Below are 13,792 nucleotides of genomic sequence, written 5' to 3'. Positions count from 1 at the left end.
CAAAAAGCAACCACCAAAATTCTGCTTTTGCCGTGAATTATAATGTTGAGAGCTCGGTTACGCTTTCATAACATTTTCATTCGAAAATCGCGCGATAGATAACAATTCGGGAACATTCCCCAGAAATGATGTTCAGGCTACCACTACACTATCACTATCAGGAAACGAGATATGGTCATGCGTAGGTTTACACCGTGGTTACTGGCTCTCGCCTTAAGCGGATGTAGTGTCCTGCAGGGTACGCCGGAGGCACCGCCGCCGGCAAGCGATCATCCGCAGGAGATTCGTCGCAATCAGACTGAGGGCCTGCAAAAGATAGGTACCGTCAGCGTGCTAATGTACGGTTCGCCGATGGATGTCGAGACCGCGTTGAAAGCCAAAGCAGAAGCCGCCAAAGCGGATTACTACGTCATCGTCATGATCGATGACACCATGGTTCCCGGCCAGTGGTATTCGCAAGCGATTCTGTATCATAAATAGCAGCGTGATGCGCTTTTAATCAGCTTTACACTGCTTTGCGTCCATTCACGTTCTCCTGCGCATAATAACGTTCGGCCAGCCTTTTTGGCAGAACGTTAGCAAACGGACTGCCCTCGGGATTACGTGAAATGGAGCTGACGATGAAACGATCACTGACCTTACCCAGCCTGTTGCTGACCACCGCGACGGCCAATACTTCCGCTCAGTCAGCCGAATTCGCCAGTGCGGATTGCGTCACCGGCCTGAACGAAATTGGTCTGATTTCCGTCAATAATATCTCCGGCAGTCAGCAGGATGTCGAGCACGCCATTGCCGTAAAAGCCGATGAGCAGGGCGCTTCCTGGTATCGTATCGTTCAGATGTATGAAGAGCCGCAGCCGGATAGCTGGCGGGTGCAGGCCATTCTCTACGCCTGAGACGGCTGTCGTCCGCGCCCCATTGCTCGCAGCAGCGCATCGTCAAGCAGTTGAGCGTCCAGGCGGACACTTCCTCGCGTATCCAGCATCATTCGGCACCATGCCTGGGCCAGCGGCGGCGACGCAAAGCGCAGCATCTGCGCACCCGCCCCCAGGCAATACACCAGACGCGCTATTTCTCGTCCCTGCGCCTCAACCGGCCGCCGTAAAAGTTGCTGAAGCTGTCGCCACGCGCGATCGTAATGGCGATTTTGCCCTTTGACTTCCGCACACTCCGCCGCCAGCATTTCTAGCGCCGCCGGCTGCTTGCCAAGCACCCGCATCACGTCGAGACACATAATATTGCCGGAGCCTTCCCAGATACTATTCACCGGCATCTCACGGTATAAGCGCGGGAGTTCGCTCTCTTCGCAATAACCGATACCGCCCAGCACTTCCATCGCCTCAGCGACAAACGGTATACCGGCGCGACAGATAGCAAACTTGGCGACCGGGGTAAATAACCGGGCCCATAGCACTTCATGCGCATCGTCGCGCCTATCCCAGGCGCGAGCCAAACGGAACAGAAAAGCGGTTTGTCCTTCAAGACGCAGCGCCATCTGGCCCAGCACCTGACGCATCATCGGCTGATCGGCCAGATTCTTGCCGAACGCCTGACGCTGCAGCGCATGATACAGCGACACCGAGTAAGCGCGGCGCATCAGGGCATGGCTGCCGGCGGCGCAGTCGAAGCGGGTCAGCGCGCCCATCTTGAGAATTTGCCGCACGCCGTCGCCTTCTTCGCCTATCAGCCACCCGCAGGCGTCAAAGAATTCGGCTTCGCTACTGGCGTTAGAGCGGTTGCCTAATTTATCTTTCAGCCTCTCAAGACGCACGCCATTGCGTTGGCCATCGGGTAAAAAGCGCGGCACAAAGAAGCAGGAGAGCCCACCCGACGCCTGAGCCAGCACCAGATGCGCGTCGCTCTGCGGCACCGAGAAGAACCATTTATGCCCCACCAGCCGATAGAATCCTTCCGCCGTTTTTTCCGCCCGGGTGGTATTACTGAGCACATCGGAACCGCCCTGTTTTTCGGTCATTCCCATACCAATCAGCAACCCACGCTTCTGATCGCCGGGCGCCAGATGCGGGTCATAGCGGTCGCTGAGCAACGGCGGCAGCCAGTCGCTAAAGACGGTGGGCAGCGCGCGCTGTAGCAGCGGCGTTGCGGCGAAGGTCATGGTTATCGGGCATAACGTTCCCGCCTCCACCTGGGCATGCAGCATAAAGCGGGCAGTACGGGCAACAAACGAACCCGCGCGGGCATCCTCCTGCCAGGCAAGATTATGCACCCGGTTGGCGCACAGTCCCTGCATTAGCAAATGCCAGGCGGGGTGAAACCGCACGTCATCCAATCGGGCGCCGGTGGCGTCGTAGCGTAGCAGTTCCGGCGGATTACTATTGGCCAGACGCCCCAACTCCAGCGATTCCGCCGTGCCTAACTGCTGGCCGATGCTGGCGAGCAGATCGCTATCCCAGCCGGCGCCTTCACGCGTCACTGCCTCACAAAGCGCGGTATCGGACAAAAACAGATTACTGTTACACAACGGCGTCGGTTGATTGAATACGGTATGCGTTTGCCAGTGCATGATGTCTCCCTCCGTCAATGGCTCTGACAGTAAGTATGGTCGGCCGCATAGACGCTCACAAAAAAACCGCTCCGCCTTCGTGAAGCCCATCACAGGCATAAGAATTTAAAATTTTCTCATTAAAAATGTATGGAATAATTTATTCATTCGTTACTGTTTTGTATCAGTCGGGGCTTCCTATGCACACCGCCAGCACAACATCGGCAGCGCAAAAACGCGCGCTGATCGCCGGTTCTATCGGTAACTTTATTGAATGGTACGAGTTCGCGGTCTATGGCTTTCTGGCGACCGTAATTGCGAAAAATTTTTTCCAAATGACTGGAGAAGCGCCGCTGACCGGGCTGATTCTGACTTACGCCTCTTTCGCGATAGCGTTCTTCTTTCGCCCGCTGGGCGCCATCGTTTTTGGCCGTCTCGGCGACCGCATCGGCCGCAAGCCGACGCTGATTATCGTGTTGGTACTGATGACGCTCGCCACCACGGCTATCGGACTGGTACCGGTTTACGCCAGCATCGGTATTGCCGCACCGCTCATTCTGACCGGATTACGTATTCTTCAGGGATTGTTTGCCGGCGGCGAGTACGGAGGTGCGGTATCGCTGATGACCGAGTTCGCCCCTAAAGGTAAGCGTGGGCTGTATGGCGCATGGCAATCTTTTACCGTCGCGCTGGGGCTGCTGGCAGGCGCAGGCGTGGTCGCGCTGATTTCCGCCGCGCTTAGCCCCGAATCGCTGCATGACTGGGGCTGGCGCATCCCCTTCTTTCTCGCCATACCGATGGGCATCGTCGCGCTGTGGCTACGCGTTAAAATGGAAGAGACGCCGGGCTTTTTACGTCAGCAGCAGGCTACACCGCCCGCGGAAACCCGCGCCAGTTTGCGCCAGACGCTCAAAGCGATTCTCACCGGCATTGGCCGGCTGATGGTATGGTCGGCGGCGGGTTATACCTACCTGGTGATCATGCCCTCATACCTTCAGTCCGCGCTGCACACCGGTTTTAATCAGGCGCTGCTAATTGCGGTGATCTCTAACATTGGCTTCGCCATCACCATTTTGCCTGCCGGGATGCTCAGCGATAAGTGGGGGCGTCGGCGGGTGATGGTCGCGGCTGCGGTATTGCTGCTGGTACTGGCGCTACCGCTGCTGAAAATATTGCAGGCGGAAAGCAGTACGCTGCTGGTGAAAGGTATCGTGGTGCTGATTGCGGGTGGCCTGGTGGGGATTCTGGCCGGGCCTGGGCCGGCGATGCTGGCGGAGATGTTCCCAACCAGAGTGCGTTATACCGGGCTGGGGTTAGCCTATTCGCTTTCGAATGCTGTCTTCTCCGGCTGTGCCGGGTTGATTATTACCGGCCTGATTAAACAGACCGGTAATCTGGATATTCCGGCGTACTACGTGATGGCGACGGCCGTCGTCAGTATTGCCGCGCTGATGACGCTCAATAAGAACGATCATTTGCGGGCGCTGGACGACTAACCTACCGCGCCCGTGCCGGCTTAGCTGCGCTGGCGCACCGCTTCAAACAGGCAAATACCGGTGGCGACGGAGACGTTCAGCGAAGAGACGCTACCCGCCATCGGGATACTGATCAGTTCATCACAATGTTCGCGGGTCAGGCGACGCATACCTTCGCCTTCCGCGCCCATCACCAGCGCCATCGGGCCGGTCATTTTGCTCTGGAACAGCGTATGGTCGGCTTCGCCGGCGGTACCAACGATCCACACGTTTTCTTCCTGCAGCAGACGCATGGTCCGCGCCAGGTTAGTGACGCGGATCAGCGGCACGCTTTCCGCCGCGCCGCAGGCGACTTTCTTCGCCGTAGCGTTGAGCTGAGCGGAACGATCGCGCGGCACGATCACCGCATGCACGCCGGCGGCGTCGGCGCTACGCAGGCAGGCGCCGAGGTTGTGCGGATCGGTGACGCCGTCGAGGATCAGCAGGAACGGTTGATCGAACTGCGCCAGCAGATCCGGCAGATCGTTTTCCTGATACTGACGTCCCGGCTTCACGCGAGCAATAATGCCCTGATGCACCGCGCCTTCGCTTTTCTCATCGAGGAACTGGCGGCTGGCAACCTGAATCACCACGCCCTGCGCTTCAAGGGCATGAATCAGCGGCAGCAGACGCTTATCCTCACGGCCTTTCAGAATAAAAACTTCCTGAAAACGCTCAGGTGCGCGTTCCAGCAGTGCCTGCACCGCATGGATGCCGTAAATCATTTCACTCATTGATGTACTCGTTTTAGGTTCTGTTATCCGCCCCCTTCACCCCACCCCAGCAGGCTTCAGGGTGAAGGGACGTCAATCACTCGGCGTTCTTCTTTTTTGCCGCGCGCTTGGCTTTGGTTGCCGCGGCGATTTTCTGCGTTTTCGCCGACGGCTTTTTCGCTTTCTTTTCACCTTTCGGTTTGGCTTTAGCTTTCTCTTTTTCCTTACGGAAGGCGCTATCCGGCTCGAAGTTTACCTGCTTGCCAACCTGGCGACGACGGCCGCCGCCGTTTTTACCCGGCGCGCCCTTCTTCGCTTTTTCGCGTACGGTTTTGCCGACATTACGCGGGCCGCGTTCACTGGAAATCAGGCTGAAATCAATCTTACGCTCATCCATATTGACCGCTTCGACGCGTACTTCCACGCGGTCACCCAGGCGGTAAGTCTGGCCGCCGGACTCGCCGATCAGGCGCTGCCCGACCTGGTCGAAGCGATAGTAGTCATTATCCAGCGAGGAGACATGTACCAGACCATCGATAAACAGATCGTTCAGGCGGACGAAGAAGCCAAAGCCGGTGACGCTGGCGATCACGCCGGAGAAGGTGTTGCCCACCTGATCCTGCATGAAGTCGCACTTCAGCCAGTCTGACACTTCACGCGTTGCTTCATCGGCGCGGCGCTCGGTCATCGAGCAGTGCTCGCCCAGCTGCAGCATCTCTTCCATGCTGTAGTGCCAGCCGCCGGTCTCGGTGCTATTGCCTTTATGTCCCTGCTCTTTCGCCAGTAAATACTTAATAGCGCGATGCAGCGACAGGTCAGGATAACGACGGATCGGCGAGGTGAAGTGGGCGTATGACTGCAGCGCCAGGCCGAAGTGGCCGCGGTTTTCCGGATCGTAGACCGCCTGCTTCATAGAACGCAGCAGCATCGTCTGCAGCATTTCCGCATCCGGGCGATCGGCGATGGAAGTCAACAGCTCGGCGTAATCGCGCGGCTCCGGCTTGTTGCCGCCCGGTAGTTCCAGCCCCAGTTCCGCCAGCACGGTACGGAAGGCGGTAATCGCTTCGGTGCTTGGCTTATCGTGAATACGGAACAGCGCCGGCTCCTGCGCTTTCTCAACGAAACGCGCCGCGGAGATGTTCGCCAGGATCATGCACTCTTCAATCAGCTTGTGCGCATCGTTACGCTGAGTCTGTTCAATACGCTCGATACGACGCTCGGCGTTGAAGATGAATTTAGCTTCTTCACTTTCAAATGAGATACCGCCGCGCTCTTCACGGGCGCCATCCAGCACCTTATAGAGGTTATGCAGCTCTTCAATATGCTTCACCAGCGGCGCATAGTGCTCGCGTAGCTCCTGATCGCCCTGCAGCATATGCCACACCTTGGTATAGGTCAGGCGGGCGTGAGAGCTCATCACCGCTTCATAGAATTTAAAGCCGGTCAGGCGGCCTTTTGACGAGATCGTCATTTCGCAGACCATACACAGGCGATCGACCTGTGGGTTCAGCGAACACAGGCCGTTGGACAGCACCTCTGGCAGCATCGGTACGACCTGCGAAGGGAAGTAGACTGACGTCCCGCGGCTGCGCGCTTCGCCGTCCAGCGGCGTACCGGGGCGCACGTAGTAGCTCACGTCGGCGATAGCCACCCACAGTCGCCAGCCGCCACCGCGTTTTTTCTCGCAATACACCGCGTCATCGAAGTCGCGGGCATCTTCGCCGTCAATAGTGACCAGCGGCAGAGAGCGCAAATCGACGCGCCCGGCTTTCGCCTCTTCTGGCACTTGCTCTTTGAGGCCGGAGACCTGTTTTTCCACCGCCGGCGGCCAGACGTAAGGGATCTCATGGGTACGCAGCGCCATATCAACGGCCATGCCGGTGCCCATGTTGTCGCCCAGCACTTCAACTATTTTGCCGACCGCTTTGGTACGGCGGGTTGGACGCTGGGTCAGCTCGACCACCACCACGTAGCCCATACGCGCGCCCATGATCTCTTCAGGCGGGATCAGGATATCGAAGCTAAGACGGCTGTCATCCGGCACCACGAAGCCTACACCGGCATCGGTGAAATAACGGCCGACGATCTGGCTGGTTTTCGGCACCAGCACGCGAACGATGCGCGCTTCGCGACGCCCCTTACGATCGGCGCCCAACGGCTGGGCCAGCACCTGATCGCCATGGATACACATTTTCATCTGCTCAGATGAAAGATACAGGTCGTCTTTACGCCCTTCGACGCGTAAAAAGCCGTAGCCGTCGCGGTGGCCAATAACGACACCTTTGACTAAATCGAGACGTTCCGGCAGCGCATAGCACTGACGGCGAGTAAACACCAACTGGCCATCGCGTTCCATTGCACGCAGGCGACGACGTAGCGCTTCGGTTTGTTCTTCGCCCTCGATATTTAACTCAATCGCCAGCTCATCACGGCTGGCCGGTTTTTCGCGTTTGGTTAAATGTTCGAGGATAAATTCCCGGCTCGGGATTGGATTCGCGTACTTCTCAGCTTCGCGCTCCTGGAATGGATCTTGTGACATATCGGTTCCTCCGTTGTCATCTCCGATGAAAGTCTCTGGGTGGCGCACGCCGCCGCTTTGTGAGTTCTCTTTACGCTGCGGCGCGAATCACTCAGCGCTTTTCTTCCACCAGTAATAATTTATATAGCGGTTGATTCTTTTCAACCAAATCGGCCAGCGTGTAGTTATCCAGTTCCTTCAGGAAACTTTGCGCGGCTTCGGCAAGTGCCTGTTTCAGGCGGCAAGCGGGAGTAATGTGGCAAAATTCGCTGCTGCAATTCACCAGCGATAGCGGCTCAAGATCGCGCACAACATCACCCACGCGAATCATTTTAGCTGGCTTGCCAAGGCGAATCCCCCCATTCTTTCCCCGCACGGCCGTCACGTAGCCAGCACGGCTTAACTGATTGATTATTTTGACCATATGATTACGGGAAACGCCATAGACATCCGTCACCTCGGAAATACTGGTCATTCGGTCATCCGGCAACGACGCCATATAAATCAGCGCACGTAATCCATAATCGGTGAAACTCGTTAACTGCACATCAACCTCAGGGTAAGGGGAAAGCGGTGAATCCGCGGGTATTAACTCTATTGATGATAAACCAGCCAGCGCTCAGGCCGCTAATTTATTTGAAATGGGGCGGGCGAACTGCAAAAACAAGGGCGCCCGAACGGCGCCCCTGGATGATGATTACGCGTCGAACGGGTCGCGCAGAATCATAGTCTCAGTACGGTCAGGACCGGTAGAGATGATATCAACCGGCACGCCGGTCAGCTCTTCAATACGCTGGATGTAGTTCAGCGCTGCCTGCGGCAGACCGCTGCGCTCTTTCACGCCGAAGGTGGTTTCGGACCAACCCGGCATGGTTTCGTAGATAGGCTCGATACCTTCCCAGTTGTCGGCAGCCAGCGGAGTGGTGGTCACTTCACGGCCGTCCGGCATACGGTAGCCGACGCAGATTTTCACTTCTTTCAGGCCGTCCAGGACGTCCAGTTTAGTCAGGCAGAAGCCGGACAGGGAGTTAATCTGCACCGCGCGGCGTACCGCGACAGCGTCCAGCCAGCCGGTACGACGACGACGGCCGGTAGTGGCGCCGAATTCGTTACCCTGCTTGCACAGGAACTCGCCGGTTTCATCAAACAGCTCGGTCGGGAACGGACCCGCGCCTACACGAGTAGAGTAAGCTTTGATGATACCCAGAACGTAATCCACATAACGCGGGCCCAGGCCGGAGCCGGTCGCCACGCCACCAGCAGTGGTGTTGGAGGAAGTTACATACGGATAGGTACCGTGGTCGATATCCAGCAGCGTGCCCTGCGCGCCTTCGAACATCACGAAGTCGCCGCGCTGACGCGCCTGATCCAGCAGATCGGAGACGTCAACGACCATGCTGGTCAGGATGTCGGCAATCGCCATCACATCGTCCAGCACTTTTTGATAGTCGACCGCTTCTGCTTTATAGAAGTTCACCAACTGGAAGTTGTGATATTCCATCACTTCTTTCAGTTTGTCAGCGAAGGTGGCTTTATCAAACAGGTCGCCAACGCGCAGGCCGCGACGGGCGACTTTATCTTCGTAAGCCGGGCCGATACCGCGACCGGTTGTACCGATAGCTTTCGCACCGCGTGCTTTCTCACGCGCAACATCCAGCGCAACGTGATAGTCGAGAATAAGCGGACAGGCTTCGGACAGCAGCAGACGCTCACGAACAGGGATACCACGGTCTTCCAGACCTTTCATCTCTTTCATCAGCGCAGCCGGAGACAGCACAACACCGTTACCGATGATGCTGGTTACATTCTCACGGAGAATACCTGATGGAATAAGATGGAGGACGGTTTTTTCACCGTTGATTACGAGAGTATGGCCTGCGTTATGGCCACCCTGGTAGCGCACAACATATTTAGCCCGTTCAGTCAGGAGATCGACGATCTTCCCTTTACCTTCGTCACCCCATTGGGTGCCCAGTACGACGACGTTGTTACCCATTTTTTCAAAATCACCGTTTGCTTAAAAATGGATTCTACCATCGCTTTTTCAGAGTTACAGCACTTTTTGCACTCAAAATGAGGGTAATACGATTGTTTTTTGATCAGCCAATCGATTTCCTCAACATGTAGTAGATGACGATACCAGCTACCACAAGACCGCCGCCAAAGCGACGCAATAAATTATCCGGCAGTTGGCTCATGGTCGCTACCATCTTGCGCCAGGCGCGGGGATAAAGCAGTGGGCCAAGACCTTCGAGAACTAAAACCAGCGCCAGTGCCAGCCAAATTGTTGCATTCATTATTGATGACCCTTATAGAAAAACAAAACCGCCGCCAGTTTGGCGCCGGTGAGTATTACCGCAAAACCCTTTTCTTTCTTCACATTCTCCGGCATTTCACAGGCAATATGAAACCACTAGCTGAGAGAAAAATCACAATCTATGGCATGAAAAAAGGCGCCTCTTGCAAGGCGCCTTCTGATTTCACACTGACCCGGCTTATTTACGCACAGAATCCGGTGACTTCATGTAACGGAAGAAATCGCTATCCGGGCTGAGGACCATCACGTCCTGGTTGCTCTGGAAGCTCTTCTCATAGGCGCGCAGGCTACGGATAAAGGCATAGAAGCCCGGATCCTGACTGAATGCATCGGCAAACAGTTTTGCCGACTCGGCATCGCCTTCACCGCGCAGAATACGCCCTTGACGCTCGGCTTCCGCCAGGGTCTTGGTCACTTCATAGTCCGCGGTCGCGCGCAGTTTTTCCGCTTCTTCCTGACCTTGTGAACGATGACGACGAGCAACCGCTTCACGCTCGGCGCGCATACGGTTGTAGATCGCTTCAGACACTTCAGCCGGCAGGTTGATCTGCTTGATACGTACGTCAACGACTTCAATACCCAGCGCCGCCATACTGTTCGGGTTGATTACCTGAACCTTACCGTTAGTTTCAGCTTCTACACGCTCTGCCGCTTTAGCGATAGCGTCATCGGCTGCCGGCGTCGAGACTTCATCTTCTGTACCTGCAGAACCGGAGTTCAGCGCATCACGCACTTCCAGGGTCAAACGACCGCGGGAATCAGTCACGATGTCTTTCACGTCCAGACGACCAATCTCAGAGCGCAGACGGTCAGAGAACTTACGCTTCAGCAGAACTTCGGCCTGGGAGACGTCGCCGCCGCCGGTCGCCAGATAGTAACGACTGAAGTCACTGATGCGCCACTTGATATAGGAGTCGACGATCAGGTCTTTCTTCTCTTTAGTAACAAAGCGGTCAGCCTGGTTGTCCATGGTCTGGATACGCGCATCCAGCATTTTCACGGATTCAATAAACGGGATCTTGAAGTGCAGACCCGGCGCATACACCAGCGGCTTGTTCTCATCGTCGCGCAGAACTTTGCCAAAGCGCAGCGTAATGCCACGCTCGCCTTCTTTCACCACGAAGACAGACATGTAGAGCACTACCAGCACGACGACAATGATCGCGATAACAGATTTACGCATCGTTATTCCCCCTGACGCTGGTAGTCGTTACGCTGCGCGTTGGCGCGGCGTTGGTCCATAATGGTACCCCCGGTTGAACTCGAGGTTGATGAGGTGCTGGCGCTGCTTGAGTTGGACGCAGGCGGCAGGCGCAGCAGATCGCTTGCGCCACTGCTATCGCTCTTTGCCGGCGCACCAGTGGCGCCTTTCAGCATCTGATCCAACGGCAGAACCATCAGGTTGCCGCCCTTGCTGTCATTAACCAGCACTTTGCGGGTATGGCTCAGCACTTTTTCCATGGTTTCGATATACAGACGCTCGCGGGTAATTTCCGGCGCGGCTTTATATTCCGGCAGGATCTTCGCAAAGCGAGCGACTTCACCCTGTGCTTCCAGTACGGTCTGGGTTTTATACGCACGCGCCTCTTCGAGGATACGCTGCGCCTGACCGTTCGCACGCGGCTGAACTTCGTTGGTATAAGCTTCCGCTTCGCGGATGTACTGCTGCTCGTTCTCACGCGCGGCAATGGCATCATCAAACGCGGCCTTCACCTCTTCCGGCGGACGCGCCGTCTGGAAGTTGACGTCCAGCAGGGTAATCCCCATGTTGTACGGACGAATGGTCTCTTCCAGCTCGCGCTGGGTATCGCTACGGATAACGGTACGACCTTCGGTCAGGATACGGTCCATGGTGTACTTACCGATGACGCCGCGCAGGGCGCTGTCGGTGGCCTGACGCAGACTATCGTCGGCGCTGGTCACGCTAAACAGGTAGCGCTCCGGATCGGTAACCCGGTACTGTACGTTCATCTCAACGCGCACGACGTTCTCATCGGAAGTCAGCATCACACCAGATGCGGCCAGCTCACGAACCGACTCGACGTTCACCGCTTGCACATTATCGACAAAGGTTGGCTTCCAGTTCAGACCTGGCTCAACCAGATGGCTGAACTTGCCAAAGCGTGTCACCACACCACGTTCCGCTTCCTTGATGGTATAGAAACCGCTGGCTGCCCAGATAATCACCGCCGCTGCAGCAACGATGCCGACAATGCGCCCGCCCATCGGGCCGCGCGGCCCCTGCGTCACATTACCGCCACCCTGGCCGCCTTTACCGCCGCCGAGACCGCCAAGTTTTTTGCTTAACTTGCGGAAGATATCATCCAGATCGGGCGGCCCCTGATCGCGACCGCCTTTGTTGCCATTTCCCTCAGAGTTGCCGCCATTCTTGCTGCTTCCCCACGGGTCGCGGTCCTGTCCGTTATTACCGGGCTGATTCCACGCCATGTATATGCTCCATATTTGTTTTTGATATCCCCACAGGGGTTAATATCTTCAGGCCAGGTCAAACCACGTAGTCGACCAACGCAGGCTCTTGTTTGCAGAGGCGACGCCAGTCCACGATGGGCATGCGCACTTGCAGGCTTACGCTGCCGTCATCCTCCATCCACTCTTTTTCTATCGCCTGAAGCTGATAGAACCGGCTTCTCAGACGACCTTCCTGCGGCGGTAAACGCAGCGTATGCTGAGCCACTTCGCCGGAAAGACGTTCTGTTAACGCCTGAAAAAGCAGTGGTACGCCAACTCCGGTCTGGGCGGAGAGCCAGACCCGAATCGGTTTATTCTCTTCATCCCGATCGATGCGCGGTTCAAAATCGTCAAGCACATCGATTTTGTTCATCACCAGCAATGACGGGATTTCATCGGCCTCGATTTCAGCAAGGACCGTATTTACTGCATCAATATTTTCCTGCACGCGGACATCCGCCGCGTCGATAACGTGCAGCAGCAGCGTCGCCTGACGCGTCTCCTGCAGCGTCGCTTTAAACGCCGCCACCAAATCGTGCGGCAGATGACGAATAAAGCCTACGGTGTCAGCCAGTACCGTTTCGCCGACGTCGGTGACGTTAATACGGCGCAGCGTTGGGTCCAGGGTGGCGAACAGTTGGTCCGCGGCATAGACTTCCGCTTCGGTCATCTGGTTGAACAGCGTTGATTTTCCGGCGTTGGTATATCCCACCAGCGAGACGGTAGGGATATCGGCCTTAGCGCGTGACCGCCGACCTTGCTCGCGCTGCTTTTCTACTTTTTCCAGTCGCGACAGGATCTGCATAATACGGTTACGCAACAATCGACGGTCGGTTTCGAGCTGGGTTTCACCCGGTCCGCGCAAACCAATCCCGCCCTTCTGCCTTTCAAGGTGGGTCCAGCCGCGTACCAGACGGGTGGCCAGATGGCGCAGCTGCGCCAGCTCAACCTGCAGTTTCCCTTCGTGGGTACGCGCTCGCTGGGCAAAGATATCTAAAATCAGACCGGTGCGATCGATAACCCGGCATTCGCAAAGCTGCTCCAGGTTACGTTCCTGGGCCGGACTCAAGGCATGATCGAACAGCACGACCGAGGCGCCGGTCGCTTTTACGGCTTCCGCAATTTCAACAGCCTTACCTTCACCAACAAAATACTTCGGGTGCGGTGCTTTACGGCTACCGGTAATCACCTGCATTGCTTCGACACCGGCGGAAGAGACCAGGGATTCAAACTCCTGGAGATCCTCCATATCTTTGTCTTGCGAAAAATAGATGTGTACCAGTACCGCCTGCTCACCGGCATCATAACGGTCAAACAAGCGTAAACCCCTTATAAAATACCAGCGGGGAACGCAGAAAACCTGGCTCCCCGACGTGGAAAAACAGCATTAGCCTTATTCGGCGTCGTCGCTGTCTTGCTGCGGCGCAGAAGAACCTTGCGCGCTACCACCGTGGTGATAGTTGTTTGCACCGCCGCCAGCATTATTGCTGTGGTGAGACACCGGACGGGACGGAACAACAGTAGAAATTGCGTGCTTATAGACCATCTGGCTGACCGTGTTCTTCAACAGGATCACGAACTGATCGAAAGACTCAATTTGCCCTTGCAGCTTAATACCATTCACCAAATAAATAGAAACCGGAACACGTTCCCGACGCAAAGCGTTCAGGAACGGATCTTGTAAAGATTGCCCCTTAGCCATTCTCTCTTTTCCTTATATGTATGCTTGTTTTGTACTCAGAACCTTACGATTCTTAA

At 56.2% G+C, this 13,792-nt stretch carries 13 protein-coding genes; 3 read left to right on the top strand and 10 right to left on the bottom strand.

Going from position 1 to position 13,792, the window contains the following annotated elements; all coding sequences use genetic code 11:
• Window positions 1-171: 171 nt before the first annotated feature.
• Together bsmA and yjfN are read left to right on the top strand one after the other, a co-directional pair.
• A complete protein-coding gene (gene bsmA, locus EAE_RS09570) occupies window positions 172-480 on the top strand; it encodes a biofilm peroxide resistance protein BsmA (protein WP_015368621.1) in 309 nt (102 codons plus the stop codon).
• A gap of 140 nt (window positions 481-620) precedes the next feature.
• Window positions 621-896 (top strand): DUF1471 family protease activator YjfN, encoded by a 276-nt coding sequence (yjfN, locus tag EAE_RS09565; protein WP_020079815.1) that lies wholly within the window; start codon window positions 621-623, stop codon window positions 894-896.
• Here yjfN and EAE_RS09560 read toward each other — a convergent pair.
• Entirely contained in the window at window positions 887-2,524 is a 1,638-nt protein-coding gene (locus tag EAE_RS09560; RefSeq protein ID WP_015704176.1) for an isovaleryl-CoA dehydrogenase, read from the bottom strand. The two genes, yjfN and EAE_RS09560, sit on opposite strands and share 10 nt — an antisense overlap.
• Before the next feature lie 179 nt (window positions 2,525-2,703).
• Here EAE_RS09560 and EAE_RS09555 point away from each other — a divergent pair, with 179 nt between their 5' ends.
• Window positions 2,704-3,999, top strand: a complete 1,296-nt coding sequence (locus tag EAE_RS09555) for an MFS transporter (RefSeq protein WP_015704175.1) — start codon at window positions 2,704-2,706, stop codon at window positions 3,997-3,999.
• A 20-nt stretch (window positions 4,000-4,019) separates the two neighbouring features.
• On the opposite strand, the gene rlmB is transcribed toward EAE_RS09555, so the two are convergent.
• The 9 genes from rlmB to hfq all read right to left on the bottom strand — a co-directional run bounded on the left by rlmB (window position 4,020) and on the right by hfq (window position 13,736).
• Window positions 4,020-4,751 carry a 23S rRNA (guanosine(2251)-2'-O)-methyltransferase RlmB gene (gene rlmB / locus EAE_RS09550; RefSeq protein ID WP_015704174.1) on the bottom strand — a complete coding sequence of 244 codons (732 nt, stop codon included), beginning with the start codon at window positions 4,749-4,751 and terminating at the stop codon, window positions 4,020-4,022.
• Between the two features lie 76 nt (window positions 4,752-4,827).
• The gene (rnr, locus tag EAE_RS09545; protein ID WP_015704173.1) at window positions 4,828-7,269 is read right to left on the bottom strand and encodes a ribonuclease R; all 2,442 of its coding nucleotides are present in this window, start codon (window positions 7,267-7,269) and stop codon (window positions 4,828-4,830) included.
• 91 nt (window positions 7,270-7,360) lie between these two features.
• Window positions 7,361-7,795, bottom strand: coding sequence for a nitric oxide-sensing transcriptional repressor NsrR (nsrR, locus tag EAE_RS09540; protein ID WP_015368627.1), 435 nt, complete (start codon window positions 7,793-7,795; stop codon window positions 7,361-7,363).
• Window positions 7,796-7,945: 150 nt separating this feature from the next.
• Window positions 7,946-9,244, bottom strand: a complete 1,299-nt coding sequence (locus EAE_RS09535; RefSeq protein WP_002885665.1) for an adenylosuccinate synthase — start codon at window positions 9,242-9,244, stop codon at window positions 7,946-7,948.
• A gap of 103 nt (window positions 9,245-9,347) precedes the next feature.
• Entirely contained in the window at window positions 9,348-9,545 is a 198-nt protein-coding gene (locus EAE_RS09530; RefSeq protein ID WP_015368629.1) for a DUF2065 domain-containing protein, read from the bottom strand.
• A 198-nt stretch (window positions 9,546-9,743) separates the two neighbouring features.
• The gene (gene hflC / locus EAE_RS09525; protein WP_015368630.1) at window positions 9,744-10,748 is read right to left on the bottom strand and encodes a protease modulator HflC; all 1,005 of its coding nucleotides are present in this window, start codon (window positions 10,746-10,748) and stop codon (window positions 9,744-9,746) included.
• Between the two features lie 2 nt (window positions 10,749-10,750).
• The gene (hflK, locus tag EAE_RS09520) at window positions 10,751-12,013 is read right to left on the bottom strand and encodes an FtsH protease activity modulator HflK (RefSeq protein ID WP_015704171.1); all 1,263 of its coding nucleotides are present in this window, start codon (window positions 12,011-12,013) and stop codon (window positions 10,751-10,753) included.
• A gap of 58 nt (window positions 12,014-12,071) precedes the next feature.
• A complete protein-coding gene (gene hflX, locus EAE_RS09515; RefSeq protein WP_015704170.1) occupies window positions 12,072-13,352 on the bottom strand; it encodes a ribosome rescue GTPase HflX in 1,281 nt (426 codons plus the stop codon).
• Window positions 13,353-13,427: 75 nt separating this feature from the next.
• Complete coding sequence (gene hfq, locus EAE_RS09510; RefSeq protein ID WP_015368633.1) at window positions 13,428-13,736, bottom strand: RNA chaperone Hfq; 309 nt, start codon at window positions 13,734-13,736, stop codon at window positions 13,428-13,430.
• Window positions 13,737-13,792 lie beyond the last annotated feature (56 nt).

Origin of the sequence: Klebsiella aerogenes KCTC 2190 (assembly GCF_000215745.1) — a bacterium.
GTDB classification, from domain to species: Bacteria; Pseudomonadota; Gammaproteobacteria; order Enterobacterales; family Enterobacteriaceae; genus Klebsiella; species Klebsiella aerogenes.
The sequence above is the reverse complement of the archived record's forward strand: the minus strand, read 5'-3'. Positions and strand labels throughout refer to the sequence as shown.